Source organism: Streptomyces sp. NPDC056361 (assembly GCF_042262805.1).
Taxonomy (GTDB): Bacteria; Actinomycetota; Actinomycetes; order Streptomycetales; family Streptomycetaceae; genus Streptomyces.
In genome coordinates, this window is the sequence record NZ_JBHJQI010000008.1 from 52,578 (window position 1) to 69,394 (window position 16,817).

Here is a 16,817-nt window from a genome sequence, read left to right on the forward strand (position 1 = left end):
CGCTTCCCGGTGGCGGCTAACCCGCCGCGTGCGTCGCCGCCGCCACCGCCAGCGCCCGGACCAGCGGGTGGGGGCGGGTGCCGTCGCCCGCGAGTTCCGGCTGGAAGAGGGTGGCGAGGAAGAAGGGGTGGGAGGGGAGTTCGGCGATGCGGACGGCGCCTTCCCCGTCGGTGCCGGTGAAGCGCAGGCCGTGGGCGGTGAGGGTGTCGAGGTGGCGGGTGTCGGGGCCGTACTCGCAGTGGTAGCGCTCGGTCGTGCGCTCGGCGCCGAGGGCCCGCTCGGCGAGGGAGCCGGGGGTGACCCGTACGGGACCCTCGTGGCCGACCAGGGAGCAGGCGAGCGGGGCGACGAGGAGGTCGTCCGGGTCGGCCGCCGGGTCGTTCTCGGCGTGCGCCGCCCGCTCCAGGCCGCAGACGTCCCGGGCGAACTCCAGGAGGACGTGCTGGAAGCCGGCGCAGGTGCCGAGGAAGGGGATGCCGTCCTCACGGGCGGTGCGGATCGCCGCGAGCGCCCCCGCCTCACTGGCGTACGGGCTCCCCGGCAGCACCCACACCGCGTCGAAGCCCTTCACGGCGCCGGGCGCCTCCGCGTCCCCGGTCGGGATCCAGTACGCGTCGAGGGCGAGGCCGTCCCGCTCCGCGAGGGCGTCGAGGAGGACGGGGACGCGGACGTGCGACCTGACGTGCGGGGAACGGTCGCCGACCAGGGCGATGCGGGGCGTGCGGGGGGCGTGGGGAAGCGTGTCGGTGGTCATGGCGACCATGCTGGGCGGCACCCGCGGTTCACGTCCAACGATGATTCCTGCACTGCGCATCACGGTTGCTTATGCCCGGCTGGATAGGCTGGCCGCATGACGAACGATCAGGACTGGGAGAACCGCGTCACCGCGCTCTGGGAGCGGCTCGACGACCACGAACCCGCCGCGTTCCGCGCCCGCGTCGCCGAACTCGCCGACGAGCGGCCCGAGGACGACGCCGCCGCCCTCTTCGAGCGGGGCGCGGCCCACGACTCCACCGGCCTGCCCGAGGAAGCGGTCGCGCTCTACCGGCGCGCCCTCGACCACGGCCTCACCGGACCGCGCCGGCGCCGGGCCGTCATCCAGCTCGCCAGCAGCCTGCGCAACCTCGGCCGGCCCGACCGCAGCGTCGAACTGCTCACCGCCGAACGGGCCATCCCCGCCGACCGGCTCGACGCCGACGAAGCCGCCCTCGGCGGAGCCGTCGACGCGTTCCTCGCGCTCGCCCTCGCCGACACCGGCCGCGACCGCGAGGCCGCCGCCCTCGCCCTCGGCGCCCTCGCCCCGCTGCTGCCCCGCTACAACCGCTCCCTCGCCCACTACGCCCGCGCCCTCCTCACCGCCCCCGACGGGTCCTGAGCGCCGCACGCCCATGGACCCGCACCTGCTCCGCACCTACGTCACCGTCGCCCGGCTCGCCTCCTTCTCCGAGGCGGCCCGCGCACTCGGCTACACCCAGTCCGCCGTCTCCCAGCACGTCGCCGCCCTGGAGCACGACCTCGGACTGCCGCTGCTCACCCGGCGGCCCGTCGCGCCCACCCCGGCCGGCGAACGGCTCCTCGAACACGCCACGGCGCTGCTGCTCCGCCTCGACGCGGCCCGCGCCGACCTCGACCGGTTCGCGGCCGCGCCCCGCGCGACCCTGCACGTCGCCGCCTCCCCGCTCGCCCTGCACCCCCGCGTCCTCGCCGCGCTCCCCGCCACCGGCGTCACCCTGCGCGGACTGCCGCGCGACCGGGTGCCCGCCGCCGTCGCCACCGGCGAGGCCGACGCCGGGCTCGTCGACGGCATCGCCGCGCCCAGCGACCCCCTGCGGCTCCCCGACGTCGCCCCGCTCGCCGCGACCGGCGTCGCCGAGGAACCCCTCGCCGTCGTCCTGCCCGCCAGCCATCCGCTCGCCGGACGCACCGGCCTCCGCCTCGACGACCTCGTCGACGCCCGCTGGCTCGACGCCCCCGCCGCAGGCCTGCCCCTCGACCGGCTGCGGGCCGTCCACGGCGGGCCCGCCGGGCGGGGCTTCCGTACCGCCCTGCGCTACGAGGGCACCGACACCCGCACCCTCGCCGCCCTGGCCGCGGCCGGCCACGGCCTCGCGCTGCTGCCCCTCCCCGTCGCCGGCGGGGTCCCCGGCGCCGCGGCCGTCCCGCTCGTCGCACCCCGGCTCGTGCACCGCACCGAACTCCTGCTCCCGGCCGGCGAACGGCGCGAAGCGGTCGGACCCGTGGCCGAGTTCACCCGACGACTCAAGAGCTGACACCCGCAGTCGCTACCCTGTGCGCAACGGCGACGGAAGGCGGGCAGGCGTGGGGTGGCTGCGACGAGGACCCAGGCGGGACGGCGACGACGCACCGAGGGACCCCGAGTTCGCCTACTTCTCCCAGCGCGAGGCCGCGGTCTTCCGCGGCCGGGTCCGCGAGACCTTCGCCGAACTCGGCCTCGAGGTCACCGTCTTCGCCGACCACGTCGTCGACGACAAGGGCCGGCGGTTCGGGCTCGGGAACCTCGCCGCCGTCTGCCACCAGGACCGCCGCGGCCCCCGCGTCTGGCCCGGCATGATCCACCGGCACATCGGCCTCGTCGTGCGCGCCATGGACGGCCCCTCCGCCCTCGACACCCTGCCGCCCGAGCAGATCCGCGCCCAGCTCTACCCCCGCGTCGTCAGCGGCGACGGCATCGACGCCGCCGCCTTCGGCTACGCCAGGACCGTCGCCCCCGGGCTGTACGAGATCCTCGCGCTCGACCTCCCGGAGAGCGTCATGATGCTCACCGACGAGGCGCTCGAACGGCTCGGCGACCACGCCCAGCTCCGCGACCGGGCCCTGCGGAACCTGCGCGGGCTGCCCGTCGAGGAGCACGAGACCGTCCGCGACGCCGACGGTATGTGCTTCGAGATCATCCTCGGCGACTCCTTCTACACCGCGAGCCGCGTCCTCGACCTCGACGGCGTGGTCCGCCGCGTGACCGGCGTCCCGCTCGGCGAGCACGGCGCCCTCGTCGCCTTCCCCTTCCGCCACCAGCTGGCCTTCCACCCCATCCGCGACACCTCGATCATCCCGGCCCTCGGCGCGATGGCCTCCTTCGCCGCCTCCGGGTACGAGGACGTGCCCGGCGCCATCAGCCCGTACGTCTTCTGGTGGCGCGACGGCACCCTCACCCAGCTCAGCGAGCACGACGAGGAGCAGGGCGACCTGCGGATCGTCGTCGGCGACGACTTCCACGACCTCCTGGAGCGGCTCATCGCCCAGGGCCCGGACCGCCGCTGATCCCGGTCGCGGGCCGCGCCGACGCCCGGCAGGATGCTGTACGACGCATCGGACGAGGACGCCGAGGAGAAGCACCCATGCCGAGCAGCCACGCCACCGAAGAGGTCGTGCCCTTCACCGCGGACGACTACCGGGCGCGGATGGCCCGCGCCGCCGAGTCCGCGGCCGACGCCGGGCTCGCCGGGGTGCTCGTCGCCCCCGGCCCCGACCTGGTCTACCTCACCGGCTACCAGCCCACCGCGATCACCGAACGGCTCACCGTCCTCGTCCTCGCCGCCGGACAGGAGCCGGTCCTCGTCGTCCCCACCCTGGAGGCGCCCGACGCGGAGCGGGCCACCGGGGCCGCCGCGCTCACCCTGCGCGACTGGACCGACGGCAAGGACCCCTACGCCGTCACCGCCCCGCTCCTCGACGTCGACGGCCGCTTCGGCGTCAGCGACAACGCCTGGGCCATGCACCTCCTCGGCCTCCAGCAGGCCCTGCCCGGCACGTCGTACGTCTCCCTCACCGAGGCCCTTCCGATGCTCCGCGGCGTCAAGGACGCGCACGAGCTGGCCCGGATCGCCGCCGCAGGGGCCGCCGCCGACCAGGCGTACGGCGAGATCCTCAAGGTGCGCTTCGCCGGCCGCAAGGAGACCGACGTCGCCGCCGACCTCGCCGCGCTCCTCATGCGCTTCGGCCACTCCCAGGTCGACTTCACCGTCGTCGGCTCGGGCCCCAACGGCGCCAACCCGCACCACGAGGCCGGCGACCGCGTCATCGAGCGCGGCGACATGGTCGTCCTCGACTTCGGCGGCCTCAAGCACGGCTACGGCTCCGACACCACCCGCACCGTCCACGTCGGCGAGCCCACCGACGAGGAACAGCGCGTCCACGACCTCGTCCGCGAGGCCCAGCAGGCCGGCTTCGAGGCGGTCCGCCCCGGCGTCGCCTGCCAGGACGTCGACCGCGCCGCCCGCAAGGTCATCACCGACGCCGGCTACGGCGAGTACTTCATCCACCGCACCGGCCACGGCATCGGCGTCACCACCCACGAACCCCCGTACATGATCGAGGGCGAGGAACTCCCCATCGTCCCCGGCATGTGCTTCTCCATCGAACCCGGCGTCTACCTCCCCGGCCGCTTCGGCGTCCGCATCGAGGACATCGTCACCGCGACCGACGACGGCGCCGGCCACCGCTTCAACAACACCCCGCACGAGATGGCCCTCGTCGAATAGCCCCGCCTACCGGGCCGGGGCCGGGGCGACCAGCGCGGCCACCCGCTCCGGGAACTCCTCCACCACCAGATGCCCCGCGCCCGGCACGACCCCGAGCTCCACCCCGGCCAGCCGGCGGCGGACGGCAGGCCGCAGCCGCTCCGGGGGCAGGAACACGTCGTGCTCCCCGGTCACGACCGTCATCGGCACCTTCCGGGCACGCGACTCCGCGAGCCCGGGAGCCCCGCTGGAGCGTGCGTGCCGGGCGACGAGCGTCATCCACTCCACCAGCTCCGCCCGGGGCTCGCGGCCGGGCGCGTGCAGCGCACGCAGCAGCCGGGCGCTGCGCGCGGGCGTGGGACGCAGGTACCAGGCGGCGGAGGCGGCGAGCAGCGCGGGCGGCAGGCGCAGCGAGGACAGGCCGCCGGGGGAGACGAGGACCAGCCGCTCGATGTGCGCCGAGGAGGCGGACAGGGCTACGGCGGCGCCGAAGGAGTGGCCGAGGACCGTGACGGGCCGACCGTCCCCGACCTGGTTCACGACCTCGTCGAGCCAGGTGCCGTACCAGCTCAACTTGCCGTTGGCCAGGGAGCGTTCGTCGGAGCTCAGGCCCGGCTGGCCGGGTACGTCGAGCAGCACGACCCGGTGGCCGGCCGCGAGCAGGGCGTCGGCGAGGGGCAGGGAGGCGGCGGCGTTGAAGTCGGTGCCGGGCACGAGGACGACCGTCGTTCCCGCAGGGCCCGGGGAGCCGGTCGCCACCACGTGCGTCGCCGCGCCTCCCGCGCTGAAGACGTCCCGCTCGTGCGGCACCTGCCACGCGTCGAGCCGGGCGGAGCACCAGTCCCGTATCCGGTCCCTGCCCGCCTCGGTGCGGTAGATGGAGGTCATTCGGAGAGTATCCACCGAGGCGGGCCGGGCGGTCAGCCGTCCGTCAGGACGATCGCGGACTCGCCGGGGAGGCGGAGGACCCCGTCCGCGTCCGGGCCGTCGACCGGGTCCCAGGAGGCGAGGACGCGGTCGCGGCCGTTGGTGCCGAGGGGGATGACGACGGGCTCGCGGCCGAGGTTGACCGCCACGCGCAGGTCGCCGCGGCGGAAGACGAGCCAGCGGGCGAGCTCGTCGAAGGCGACCCTGATGCCCGACAGGTCGGGATCGGTGAGGTCGGGAAGGGTGCGGCGGAGCGCGATGAGCTGGCGGTGCCAGGCGAGGAGCCGGTTGTGGGGGTCGCGCTCGCGCTCGGCGCGGTCGAGGACCGAGCGGTCGCGGGTCGTCGGCGACTGAGGGTCGGGGACGTCGGCCGCCGCCCAGCCGTGCGCCGCGAACTCCCGCCGCCTGCCCTGCCGTACGGCCTCCGCGAGCTCCGGGTCCGTGTGGTCGGTGAAGTACTGCCAGGGCGTCGACGCGCCCCACTCCTCGCCCATGAACAGCATCGGCACGGACGGGCCGGTGAGCACGAGGGTCGCCGCGCAGGCGAGCAGTCCGGGGGAGAGGGATTCCGAAAGGCGGTCGCCGAGCGCCCGGTTGCCGATCTGGTCGTGGGTCTGCGCGTAGCCGAGGAACCGGTGGGCGGGGGTGCGCTCGCGGTCCACCGGCCGGCCGTGGTGGCGGCCCCGGAACGTGGAGTACGTGCCGTCGTGGAAGAACACGTGGGTGAGCGTCTTCGCGAGCGCCGCCATCGGGGCGCGGGCGAAGTCGCCGTAGTAGCCCTGGGACTCGCCGGTGAGGGCGGTGTGCAGCGCGTGGTGGAAGTCGTCGTTCCACTGCGCGTGGACGCCGAGGCCGCCGAGCGTGCGCGGAGTCGTCGTGCGCGGGTCGGCGAGGTCGGACTCGGCGATCAGGAAGTGCTGGCGACCCTGCTCCTTCGCCAACTCGTCGACTGCGGAAGACAGTTCCTCCAGGAAGGTGAGCGCACGGGTGTCCGCGAGCGCGTGCACCGCGTCGAGCCGCAGCCCGTCGATCCGGTAGTCCCGCAGCCAGGCGAGCGCGCTGCCCAGGAAGTACGCCCGCACCTCGTCCGAGCCCGGCGCGTCCAGGTTCACCGCCGCGCCCCACGGCGTGTGGTGGGTCTCCGTGAAGTACGGCCCGAAGGAGGGGAGATGGTTGCCGGAAGGGCCCAGGTGGTTGTGCACCACGTCGAGCACCACGCCCATGCCGAGCCCGTGCGCCGCGTCCACGAACCGCTTCAGCGCCTCGGGGCCGCCGTACGGCTCGTGCACCGCCCACGGCGCCACCCCGTCGTACCCCCAGCCCCGCACCCCGGGGAACGGGCACAGCGGCATCAGCTCCACATGGGTGATGCCGAGGCCCGCCAGCTCCCCGAGCCGCGCGGCCGCCGCGTCCAGGGTCCCCTCCGGGGTGAAGGTGCCGACGTGCAGCTCGTACAGGACGGCGCTGCGCAGCCGCAGGCGCGGCGACTCGTGGCGCCAGGCGTACGCGGAGTGGTCGACCACCGCGCTCAGGCCGTCGGGCCCGTCGGGGAGCCTGCGCGAGCGCGGGTCCGGCAGGACGGACCGGTGGTCGAGGGCGAAGCCGTAGCGGTCGCCGTCCTCGGCGGGCACGACACCGGACCACCAGCCGTCCCGTCGGGGGTCCCGCTCCAGGAGATGGTCGGTGCCGTTCAGTGCCAGCACCACCCGGTCACGGGCGCTCGGCGCCCACACCTCGAAGAGCACGGGAATCCCCTCGTCGACGGACCAGCCACTCACCGCATGACTGCCGCGTCCATCCTGGCAGTCAGGACCCCGACGCGCCCGGCGCGTCCCACACGTAGTTGATCGCGCGCTCGAACGCGGCATAGCCCGACCGGGCGAAGGCCGCCGCCATCGGCACGTTGCCCAGATCCGTCGCCGCCCGGATGCGGGGCACGCCGACGGCGGCCAGGACGCGGGTCCCCTCCGCCAGGATGTCGTCGACGTGGCCCCGGCCGCGGTGCGCGGGCAGCACGCCGATGTACGCGATCGTGTGGTTGTAGTTGTTGCGCGCCGGGACGACGAAGCCGACGGGCTCGCCGCTCTCAGGCGCCAGGGCCACCCGCCACCACGCGCGGGGCGAGGTGTACTGCGCGAGCTCCTCGTCGTAGTGCAGCTCCGCCGCCTCCCGCGCCGACAGGCCCGCCGCCAGATCGGCCTTCCCGTGCGCGTCGAGCGTGCCCTCCATCACCGGAGTCATCAGGGCCACCAGGTCCTCGCGGTCCCGCACCGGCCGGAACTCCAGGCGGCCCTCCGGCTCCGGCACGGGCGTGCCGGGCAGCCACTCCAGGCGGAGCCGCTCGACCAGCGGGCGGGCCCCCGCCCGCTCCAGCACGCCGAACACGGACTCCAGGAGGGAGCGGGTCTCCGGCACGTCGCGCCAGTCCGCCGGCATGTACCGCTCGAACTCCGGGCGCCGCGCCCCGGCCGGGATCACGGCGGCCGTGGCCGTCTCCAGGAGCCGCAGGCCGACGTCGACGCGCTCCTCCGGCGGAAGCCCCGGGTCGAGGTCGAGGAAGTCGAGCGCCTGCGGCGCGGAACCGGCCGCCTTCGCCCACCAGGAGAGCCGGCCGAGCAGCCGGTCGCCGTCGAGCGCGACCCACATCCACTCCGGCAGCCGGCGCCCGGCCGCGAGGTCGTCGGCGAGTTCGTGGTCGAGCGAGTAGGAGAGGCGGAGGAACAGGTCGAGTTCCTCCGGTCCGGCGAGCGGACGGATGACGAGGGCGCGCGCGGCCGGGGAAGCGGACGCGGAGGCAGCCCGTGAATCGGACGAGGAAGCGGACGAAGAAGACGTGGTCACGTCGGGTTTTCCCCCTGGGGATCCGTGGTGCGGAGACAGCGGACCGTAGCAGCGATCCCGGGGCGACCGGTACGGATATTCGCTGGCCAGGGCCGCTTCTGGACACTGCGGGCCCGGCGGACGGACAATCATGCATGTGACGACCCCTTTCGAGCTTCCGGCGAACTCCCCTCGGCTGACCGACGCCGAGCGGGACCGCGCGCTGGTGCTGCTCCGTGAGGGCGCCGCGCAGGGCCGCATCTCGCACGACACCTTCGTCTTCCGGATGGAGCGCGCGCTCCAGGCCCGCAGGTCCGACGAACTCCAGCTGCTCACCGCCGACCTGCGGACCGAGGGGACCTGGACCAAGCGGGTGGTGGGCGCGGTCGAGCGGATGTCCGCCTTCACGGCCCGCCTCGGGCGCGCCTGGCACGCGGAGCGGCTGCCGAAGCTCCTGATGCCCCGTCCCGGCCCGCACCCGCTGCGGATCGGGCGCGACCCGGTGAACGGGCTGCGGCTCAGCCACGAGACCGCCTCCCGGCTGCACGCCGAACTCTCCCTCCAGGGCGGGATGTGGGTGCTGCGCGACCTCGGCTCGACGAACGGCACCACCGTCAACGGCCGCCGGGTCACCGGCGCCGTGGTCGTCCGGCCGGGCGACGTGGTCGGATTCGGCCAGATGTCGTTTCGGCTGTCGCACGACTGAGCCGAGCCCGACGCGAGCCCCGGCCCGATCCGGATCCCGGCCGCGATCCAGGCCCCGAGCCGCCCCCGCCCCCGAGTCCGTTCACCCGTTCGGCCGTACGTGGCGGGCGGCCGGGTCCGTCCGGTGATGGTCTGGGGGGACGCGCGCCACGTTCTCCGGCCGCGGCACCCACCGCCGATCGACAGGGGGCGCGATGAGCGACGAGCCGAACCGGGGCATAGGGAACGAGCCGCCGGAACCGGCGGGCGACCCGTGGGCGCCCCGGACCGACGCGCCGGGCGACCCGTGGACCCGGATTCCGTCGATGGCGCCGGCGGCGCCGTCGGGCGCCGGACCCGCCGCGACGCCCGCCCGGACCGGCACTCCGCCCCGTACCCCCGCCGGCGGCTCCGTGCCGGGCCGGGTGCGGACCGCGGCCGACCCGGCGGCGGCCGGGCCCGCGGGGCCGTCCGGGCGGACCGTCGCGCCGAGCCCCCTCGATCCGGGTGCCTCGCGCGACCCGCACGCGATCCACCGCACCCTGCGCGAGGAGTTCCCGCTCACGTACGACCCGCTGCTGAGGGCGTGGGTCCTGAGCCGGTACGCGGACGTCGCCGTGGCCCTCACCGACAGCCGCTTCACGCACGGGCACCGGCCCGGTGACCCGCCCTGCGACGACGCCCACGTCGACATCGGGGTGAACGCGCTGGCCGCCGTCGCGGAACGCACCGCGTACGTCCTCGCCCGCCGGATCGCCGAACGCCGACAGGCGGACCTGGTGGCCGACTTCTGCCACTGGCTGCCCGCCGGCACCGTCGCCGCCGCCGTCGGCGTGCCGTACCGGGACATGATGCGGCTGGTGCGCGGCCGGGCGGCCGGAGCGCTCGCGGGGGAGTGCGGCGGGCAGATCGCCGTACGGGAGAAGGCGCTCGCGTCCTTCCTCGCCAACGTGCTCACCGACCCCGACCTGGTGGCCGCGCTCCGCGACGCCCCCGCCGGGCTCGTGGCCCGCGCCTGGACCGAGTCGCTGCGCCGCGACCCGCCGGTGCAGATCGCGATGCGCCGGACCCGCGGCGAGGTCGTGGTGAGCGGCGGCACCGTCCCGGCGGGCGCGTCCGTCGCCCTGCTCATCGGCTCGGCGGGCCGGGACCCGGAGCGCTTCCGCGAGCCCGACCGCTTCGATCCGTTCCGCGACGACCCCGGCCAGCTCACCTACGGCAGCGGCCGCTGCCCGGCCGTCCTCCTCGCCGGTCTCGAAGCCGAGTTCGCCCTGCGCGCCCTCTTCGAGGCGATGCCCGGGCTGCGTCTCGCCGACGGTTTCCGGCCCGTCTTCACCGGCCTCATCACCCGTGCCCCGCGCAGCCTGATCGTCCGCCCGGGCGGCTGAGGCGGGTCCCGGGCGGGGGCGGGAGGCCCCCGCGACCGCTGTTAGGGTGACGTGCGCTCGTCAAGGAGCGCTTTCGCGCCACACTTCCAACGGGGATCCACACATGAAGCTTCGTCATGTCCGCGCCATCGCTGTGTTCGGTATCGCGGTCGTCGCCCTGACCGGTGCCCGCGGCTCGCACGGCGGCAGCTGCGGCGGCAGCAGCTCCGGCAGCGGCTCGCACGGCAGCAGCAGCAACGACAACGACGGCACCTCCGGCACGTCCGGCGGCTCGGTGTCCGGCGGCTCCGGCAGCGCCAGGAAGGCCGAGCGCGACATCACCATCAACGAGTGCACGTACGACGCCGCGTCCAAGAACCTCGTCGCCCGGATCACCGTGAACAACGACGGCGTGCTCGACTACGACTACAGCGTCACCATGAAGTTCACGGGCGGCACCGCGACCCCGGCCTCCGCCACGAAGACCGCCATCGCGGTCGCCGCCGGTGCCTCCGAGAAGGCCGAGCTCACCACCCCGTACACGGGCACCGGCGACGGCTCCGAGTACACCAAGTGCGAGGTCTCGCGAGCCTCCCGCTCCTGACCCTCCGCAGCCGCCCGAGGCCGCCGGAGGCGCCTCACCCCGTCCGTACGAGCAGCGCCACCGGGCGGTCCGCGAAGAGCTCCGCGAGTTTGAGCTCGGTCGCCGGGCCGCCGGTGAACTCCCGTACGCCGTCCAGGAGATCCGCCCAGCGGCCCTCCGGGAGGACCAGCTCGGTGTCCTGCCAGCCGCCCGCCTCGGCGAGGCGGAGGGACAGCCGGGTGACGGCCGTCACCACCGCCCCCGAGCGGGCGAAGGCGAGGCAGTGGGCCGCCGCCGGGCCCTCGGCCGCCAGCGGGGTGTAGGTGCCGCCGGGGCCGAACACCTCCGGGCGGTCCCGCCGCAGCCGGAGCGCGGCCCGGACCAGCGCCGTCCGGTCGTCGTCCGGGCCGACTGCGAACGGGGCCCGGTTGTCCGGGTCGACGAGGGCGCGGTACTCCCGCTCCGTGTTCTGGTAGAGCTCCGGCACCCCCGGCATCGTCAGCTGGGCGAGGGCCGCGCCGAGCGCGTGCGCCCGGATGTGGGGCTCCAGGGCGAAGGCGGCCTCCGAGGCGGTCCGCAGCGGGATCCGGCCGGGGCCGGCCGCGGCGAAGTCGGCGACCGCCCGCTCGTATCCGGCGTCGGGCTCGGTCCAGCTGGTCCGAAGCCCCGCCTCCCGCACGGACTTGAGGATCGCGGGCACGAGCCGGTCCGGGTCCGGGGTGCCGAAGCCGAAGGCCGTCTGCCAGGCCGTCCACGCCACGTGCGGATCCGGCGCGGGCACCTCCGCGACCTCCGCGAGGAGGCCCGCCCACACCCGCGGGCACTGGGCGAGCACCGCGATGGCGGCCCGGACGTCGGCGCTGCGCTTGGTGTCGTGCGTGGACAGCACGGTGCCGGCGGCCGGCCAGTCCCGTGAGATCCGCCCGCAGTACGCGTGGAACTCCGCGGGCGGCACCGCCGGGCGCCCCGCGTCGCCGCCCACCTCGTTCGCCGACAGCAGCGGGGTGTACCGGTAGAAGGCGGTGTCCTCCACGGACTTGGCCCGCAGCGCCGACGACGTCTGCGCGAACCGGGCCCGGAACGCCCGGTGTTCGGGCCCGTCGCCCCGCAACCCGAGCGCCAGGTCCCGTACCACGTCGACCGCCGTCGCCTCCTCCGGCACCGCGAAAGCGGCCTTCGCGCCGCGCGCCGCCTCCGGGGTCAGCACCTCCTCGCCGCCGGTCCGGTAGGGGCGGTAGACCGGTACGCGGACGAGGAGTTCGCGAACCGCGGTGGCGAGCGCCCAGGGGGCGTGGTCCCGGAGCGCGGGATCGGCGGCGCAGATCCGGCCCGCGATCCGGGTCAGCGCGGCCGTCTCGGAGGCCAGGTCGTGGGTCACCACCTCGTACGCGGCGCGCCGCGCGGTCGCCTCCCATCGGCCGCCGCGGTCGGCGGCCTTGCCCACGAACTCCCGGTACACGTCCGCGAGTTCGTCGTAGCCGACCGGGTCGGTGAACACGCCGTCGAGCTGCCGGAGCGCGTCGTACCCGGTGGTGCCGGCGACCGGCCAGGCCGACGGCAGCGTCTCGGGACCGGTGAGGATCTTCTCCACCACCGTCCAACAGCGCCCGCCGGTCGCCGCCGCCAGGTCCTCCAGGTAGCCCTGCGGGTCGGCGAGCCCGTCCGGGTGGTCGATGCGCAGCCCCTCGATCACCCCGTCCGCGACCAGCTCCACGATCTTCGCGTGGGTCGCCGCGAACACCCCGGGGTCCTCGACCCGCACCCCGATGAGCTCCGAGACGGTGAAGAAGCGCCGGTAGTCGAGCTCGGTGCGGGCCAGGCGCCACCAGCCGAGCCGGTACCACTGGGCGTCGAGGAGTTCGTCGAGCGGCAGCCCCTCCGTGCCCGGGCGGAGCGGGAACTCCTGCCCGTCCAGGTGCAGGGACCCGCCGGAGACCCGTAGCCGGTCCCGTACCTCCGGGAGCCGCGCGGGCAGGACCGGGAGCAGCAGCCGGCCGTCGCCGGCCCGCCAGTCGATGTCGAACCAGCGGGCGTACGGCGAGTCGGGGCCGTCGCGGAGCACGGCGCGCAGGGCGTGGTTGTGCCGCGGGGAGGCCGCCATGTGGTTGGGCACCAGGTCCACGACGAGGCCGAGGCCGTGCGCCCGGGCGGTCGCGGCCAGCGCCCGCAGCCCCTCCTCGCCGCCCAGCTCGGCCCGTACGGACCGGTGGTCGGTCACGTCGTAGCCGTGGGTCGAGCCGGGCACCGCCTCCAGGACCGGCGACAGGTGGAGGTGCGAGACCCCGAGCCCGGCGAGGTGCGGCACGGCCCGCTCGGCGGCCGCGAAGGGGAACTCCGGCTGGAGCTGGAGCCGGTAGGTCGCGGTGGGGACGGCGGGGGTGGACGGCGCGGACGGTTCGGGCGGGACCGGGAGAGAGGTCATGCGAACGTACGTACCCCGTCGGAGGGCTTCTGTGTCATCGCCCCATGCACCCGTTCGTGTGCATCGCGTTACGTTCGCGTGATGCTCCGGATGTATCGCGACACGCTGTCCCTGCTCGGCCCGGCCCTCCCGGTGGTGTCCTTCCTCGGCCGGCTGCCCACCGCCATGTGCCAGCTCGGCAGCCTCCTCCTGGTCGCCGAGACGAGCGGCTCCCTCGCCACGGCGGGCCTCACGGGCGGCGCGCTCGCGGCCGGGCAGACCGTCGCCGGACCCCTCGTCGGCCGCCTCGCCGACCGGCACGGGCAGCGCGGGGTCGTCCTCGCCGCCTCCCTCGCCAACGCGGTCGCCGTCACCGCCCTCGTCCTGGCCGCGCTCGCCCATGCGCCCACCGGCGGACTGATGGCGCTCGGCGTGCTCGCCGGGGCCACCGTGCCCCAGGTCGGCCCGCTCGCCCGGACCCGGTCGGTGGCCCTCGCCCGCCGGTCGGGGGCGGACGACCGGCTCGTCGGCGCGGTGCTCTCCTTCGAGGGCACCCTCGACGAGGTTTCCTTCGTCCTCGGCCCGGCCTTCGTCGGCCTCGCCGCGGCGCTCGCCCACCCGGCCGCCGCCCTCCTCGCGGCCGCGCTCCTGCTCGTCGTCTGCGGCTCCGCCTTCGCCCTGCACCCCACCGCCCGCGCCACCGCCCCCGAACCCTCCGCTTCCACCCGGAAGAGTGCCGCCGAACGGACGCGGCTGCCGGGATCGGCGTACGCCCTGCGCGGCACGATGGTGCTCCAGGGCGCCATGTTCGGCGCCTCCCAGGCGGGGATCACCGCGCTCACCGAGGAGCTCGGCGCGCCCGCCCAGGCCGGTCTCGTCTACGCGGCCATGGGGGTGATGAGCGCGGCCGTCGGGCTGTCGATGGCCGCCGTGCCCGCCCGCGTCGGGCTGACGACCCGCTGGCGCGCGGCCACCGCCGGGCTCGTCGTGCTCTCCGTGCCCCTGCTGTTCGCCGGCTCCCTCGGCGCGCTGTACGCGGTGGTGGTGGTCCTCGGCGCCGCCTACGCCCCGCATCTGATCACCGTCTTCGGGCTCACCGAGCGGACCGTGCCGGCCGCCCGGCTCGCCGAGTCCATGGCCTTCCTGACCAGCGGGATCGTCGGCGGTCAGGCCCTCGCCCTGGCGCTCTCCGGCCGGCTCGCCGAGACCCACGGCGCCCCCGCCGCCTTCGCGGTGGCGGTGGGGGCGGCCGCGGCCTGCGCCGTGCTGTCCTGGTCGGTGCGGGTGACGGCCCCCGCCACCGGCGTACGGGAGGTCAGGCCGGCCGGCGCAGGACGGTGAGGCTGAGCGGCGCCAGCGACACCCGCTCGCCGGCCGCGAGCTCCGGGCCCTCCTGCGGCGGCATGCCCTCCGGGTCGGAGGTGTCGACGACCATCCGCCAGCAGCGTCCGTGACTGTCCGGGACCGCGAACTCCAGCTCCTTCGAGGAGGCGTTGAACATCAGCAGGAAGGAGTCGTCGGCGATCCGCTCGCCCTGGGGGCCCGGCTCCGAGATGGCGTTGCCGTTGAGGAAGACGGTCAGCGCCTGGGCGTGCGCCGCCTGCCAGTCGCGGGACGTCATCTCCTCGCCCTCGGGCGTGAACCAGGCGATGTCGGTGAGCTCGTCGTGGGTGCCCTCCACCGGCCGCCCGTGGAAGAAGCGGCGGCGGCGGAAGACCGGATGGTCGTGCCGCAGCCGGACCATCGCGCGCGTGAAGCGGAGCAGCGTGCCCTCCGTCTCGCTGTTCTCCTTCGGCCACCGCACCCAGGACACCTCGTTGTCCTGGCAGTAGGCGTTGTTGTTGCCGCCCTGCGTCCGCCCGAACTCGTCGCCGTGACTGAGCATCGGCACGCCCTGCGACAGCATCAGGGTGGCGAGGAAGTTGCGCGTCTGGCGGGCGCGCAGCTCGGTGATCCCCACCTCCTCGGTATCGCCCTCCACGCCGCAGTTCCAGGAGCGGTTGTGGCTCTCGCCGTCCCGGTTGCCCTCGCCGTTCGCCTCGTTGTGCTTGTCGTTGTACGAGACGAGGTCGCGCAGCGTGAAACCGTCGTGGCAGGTCACGAAGTTGACCGAGGCGAGCGGGCGCCGCCCGTCGTCCTGGTAGAGGTCCGAGGAGCCGGTGAGCCGGGAGGCGAACTCGGCGAGCGTGCGCGGCTCGCCCCGCCACAGGTCCCGCACGCAGTCGCGGTACTTGCCGTTCCACTCGGTCCACAGCGGAGGGAAGTTGCCCACCTGGTAGCCGCCCTCGCCGACGTCCCACGGCTCGGCGATCAGCTTCACCTGGCTGACCACCGGGTCCTGCTGCACCAGGTCGAAGAACGACGACAGCCGGTCCACCTCGTGGAACTGGCGGGCCAGGGTGGCCGCCAGGTCGAAGCGGAAGCCGTCCACGTGCATCTCGGTCACCCAGTACCGCAGACTGTCCATGATCATCTGGAGTACGTGCGGGGAGCGCATCAGCAGCGAGTTCCCGGTGCCCGTGGTGTCCGTGTAGTACCGGGGGTCGTTCGACAACCGGTAGTACGAGGGGTTGTCCAGCCCCCGGAAGGAGAGCGTCGGGCCCAGGTGGTTGCCCTCGGCGGTGTGGTTGTAGACCACGTCGAGGATGACCTCGATGCCCGCCTGGTGCAGCGCCCGCACCGCCGACTTGAACTCCAGGACCTGCTGTCCCCGGTCGCCCCAGGACGCGTACGCGTTGTGCGGGGCGAAGAAGCCGATCGTGTTGTAGCCCCAGTAGTTGGAAAGGCCCGCGTCCACCAGCCGGTGGTCGTTCACGAACTGGTGGACCGGCATCAGCTCCAGCGCCGTGACGCCCAGTTCCTTCAGATGGCCGATCACCGAGGGGTGCGCGAGCCCCGCGTACGTGCCGCGCAGCTCCTCGGGGAGGTCCGGGTGGAGCATCGTCAGGCCCTTCACGTGGGCCTCGTAGATCACCGTGTGGTGGTACTCGGTGCGCGGGCGCCGGTCGTCGCCCCAGTCGAAGTACGGGTTGACGACCACCGAGGTCATCGTGTGCGGGCCCGAGTCCAGGTCGTTGCGGGCGTCCGGCCGCCCGAACGGATACCCGTACACCGCCTCGCCCCACTTCACCTGCCCGGACACCGCGCGCGCGTACGGGTCGAGGAGCAGCTTCGCCGCGTTGCAGCGCAGTCCCCGCTCCGGGGCGTACGGGCCGTGCACCCGGAACCCGTACCGCTGGCCCGGCATCACGCCCGGCAGGTACGCGTGCCGGACGAACGCGTCCGTCTCGCGCAGCTCCACCGCCGTCTCCGAGCCGTCGTCGTGGAGCAGACACAGCTCGATCCTGTGGGCGGCCTCCGAGAAGACCGCGAAGTTGGTTCCCGCTCCGTCATAGGTGGCGCCCAGGGGGTACGCCTGTCCCGGCCAGACCTGCATGGGTACGAATCTTCCTCTTCTGTCCGGGTTCAGGTGGTGTTCTTTGGCCAGATCCTGCCCGAAAGAGGCGCAACCTCCTAGGACTTCGCCCCGTCCTACCGGGTGACCGCAGGACCAAGAG

General features: G+C 74.7%; 14 protein-coding genes. 8 read left to right on the forward strand and 6 right to left on the reverse strand.

Annotation, left to right across the window (positions count from 1 at the left end):
- Positions 1 to 16 precede the first annotated feature (16 nt).
- Positions 17 to 754 (reverse strand): hypothetical protein, encoded by a 738-nt coding sequence (locus ACFCY7_RS04375; protein ID WP_376481200.1) that lies wholly within the window; start codon positions 752 to 754, stop codon positions 17 to 19.
- 96 nt (positions 755 to 850) lie between these two features.
- On the opposite strand from ACFCY7_RS04375, the gene ACFCY7_RS04380 reads away from it, so the two are divergent.
- From ACFCY7_RS04380 to ACFCY7_RS04395, 4 genes are all read left to right on the forward strand, one after another.
- Complete coding sequence (locus ACFCY7_RS04380) at positions 851 to 1,375, forward strand: tetratricopeptide repeat protein (protein WP_376481201.1); 525 nt, start codon at positions 851 to 853, stop codon at positions 1,373 to 1,375.
- A gap of 13 nt (positions 1,376 to 1,388) precedes the next feature.
- Positions 1,389 to 2,270 carry a LysR family transcriptional regulator gene (locus tag ACFCY7_RS04385; protein WP_376481203.1) on the forward strand — a complete coding sequence of 294 codons (882 nt, stop codon included), beginning with the start codon at positions 1,389 to 1,391 and terminating at the stop codon, positions 2,268 to 2,270.
- Between the two features lie 49 nt (positions 2,271 to 2,319).
- The gene (locus ACFCY7_RS04390) at positions 2,320 to 3,279 is read left to right on the forward strand and encodes a hypothetical protein (RefSeq protein ID WP_376481205.1); all 960 of its coding nucleotides are present in this window, start codon (positions 2,320 to 2,322) and stop codon (positions 3,277 to 3,279) included.
- Between the two features lie 77 nt (positions 3,280 to 3,356).
- Entirely contained in the window at positions 3,357 to 4,499 is a 1,143-nt protein-coding gene (locus ACFCY7_RS04395) for an aminopeptidase P family protein (RefSeq protein WP_376481206.1), read from the forward strand.
- A gap of 6 nt (positions 4,500 to 4,505) precedes the next feature.
- Here ACFCY7_RS04395 and ACFCY7_RS04400 read toward each other — a convergent pair whose 3' ends face one another.
- From ACFCY7_RS04400 to ACFCY7_RS04410, 3 genes are all read right to left on the reverse strand, one after another.
- Positions 4,506 to 5,366 carry an alpha/beta fold hydrolase gene (locus ACFCY7_RS04400; RefSeq protein WP_376481208.1) on the reverse strand — a complete coding sequence of 287 codons (861 nt, stop codon included), beginning with the start codon at positions 5,364 to 5,366 and terminating at the stop codon, positions 4,506 to 4,508.
- A gap of 32 nt (positions 5,367 to 5,398) precedes the next feature.
- The gene (gene treZ, locus ACFCY7_RS04405) at positions 5,399 to 7,150 is read right to left on the reverse strand and encodes a malto-oligosyltrehalose trehalohydrolase (protein ID WP_376481267.1); all 1,752 of its coding nucleotides are present in this window, start codon (positions 7,148 to 7,150) and stop codon (positions 5,399 to 5,401) included.
- 61 nt (positions 7,151 to 7,211) lie between these two features.
- Positions 7,212 to 8,129, reverse strand: a complete 918-nt coding sequence (locus ACFCY7_RS04410) for a GNAT family N-acetyltransferase (protein WP_376481268.1) — start codon at positions 8,127 to 8,129, stop codon at positions 7,212 to 7,214.
- Positions 8,130 to 8,382: 253 nt separating this feature from the next.
- Between ACFCY7_RS04410 and ACFCY7_RS04415 the strand changes: the two genes are divergently transcribed.
- The 3 genes from ACFCY7_RS04415 to ACFCY7_RS04425 all read left to right on the forward strand — a co-directional run bounded on the left by ACFCY7_RS04415 (position 8,383) and on the right by ACFCY7_RS04425 (position 10,880).
- The gene (locus tag ACFCY7_RS04415; protein WP_367821147.1) at positions 8,383 to 8,931 is read left to right on the forward strand and encodes an FHA domain-containing protein; all 549 of its coding nucleotides are present in this window, start codon (positions 8,383 to 8,385) and stop codon (positions 8,929 to 8,931) included.
- A gap of 304 nt (positions 8,932 to 9,235) precedes the next feature.
- The gene (locus ACFCY7_RS04420) at positions 9,236 to 10,297 is read left to right on the forward strand and encodes a cytochrome P450 (RefSeq protein ID WP_376481270.1); all 1,062 of its coding nucleotides are present in this window, start codon (positions 9,236 to 9,238) and stop codon (positions 10,295 to 10,297) included.
- Positions 10,298 to 10,400: 103 nt separating this feature from the next.
- Positions 10,401 to 10,880 carry a hypothetical protein gene (locus ACFCY7_RS04425; protein ID WP_376481209.1) on the forward strand — a complete coding sequence of 160 codons (480 nt, stop codon included), beginning with the start codon at positions 10,401 to 10,403 and terminating at the stop codon, positions 10,878 to 10,880.
- Between the two features lie 34 nt (positions 10,881 to 10,914).
- Here the strand turns inward: ACFCY7_RS04425 and treY are convergent, their stop codons facing one another.
- On the reverse strand, positions 10,915 to 13,281 hold the full coding sequence (gene treY / locus ACFCY7_RS04430) for a malto-oligosyltrehalose synthase (protein WP_376481210.1): 2,367 nt from the start codon (positions 13,279 to 13,281) through the stop codon (positions 10,915 to 10,917).
- 90 nt (positions 13,282 to 13,371) lie between these two features.
- Between treY and ACFCY7_RS04435 the strand changes: the two genes are divergently transcribed.
- Positions 13,372 to 14,601: an MFS transporter gene (locus ACFCY7_RS04435; protein ID WP_376481271.1), complete on the forward strand. Its 1,230-nt coding sequence runs from the start codon at positions 13,372 to 13,374 to the stop codon at positions 14,599 to 14,601.
- On the opposite strand, the gene glgX is transcribed toward ACFCY7_RS04435, so the two are convergent.
- Complete coding sequence (glgX, locus tag ACFCY7_RS04440) at positions 14,576 to 16,696, reverse strand: glycogen debranching protein GlgX (protein ID WP_376481212.1); 2,121 nt, start codon at positions 16,694 to 16,696, stop codon at positions 14,576 to 14,578. The genes ACFCY7_RS04435 and glgX overlap by 26 nt on opposite strands.
- Between the last annotated feature and the right edge of the window lie 121 nt (positions 16,697 to 16,817).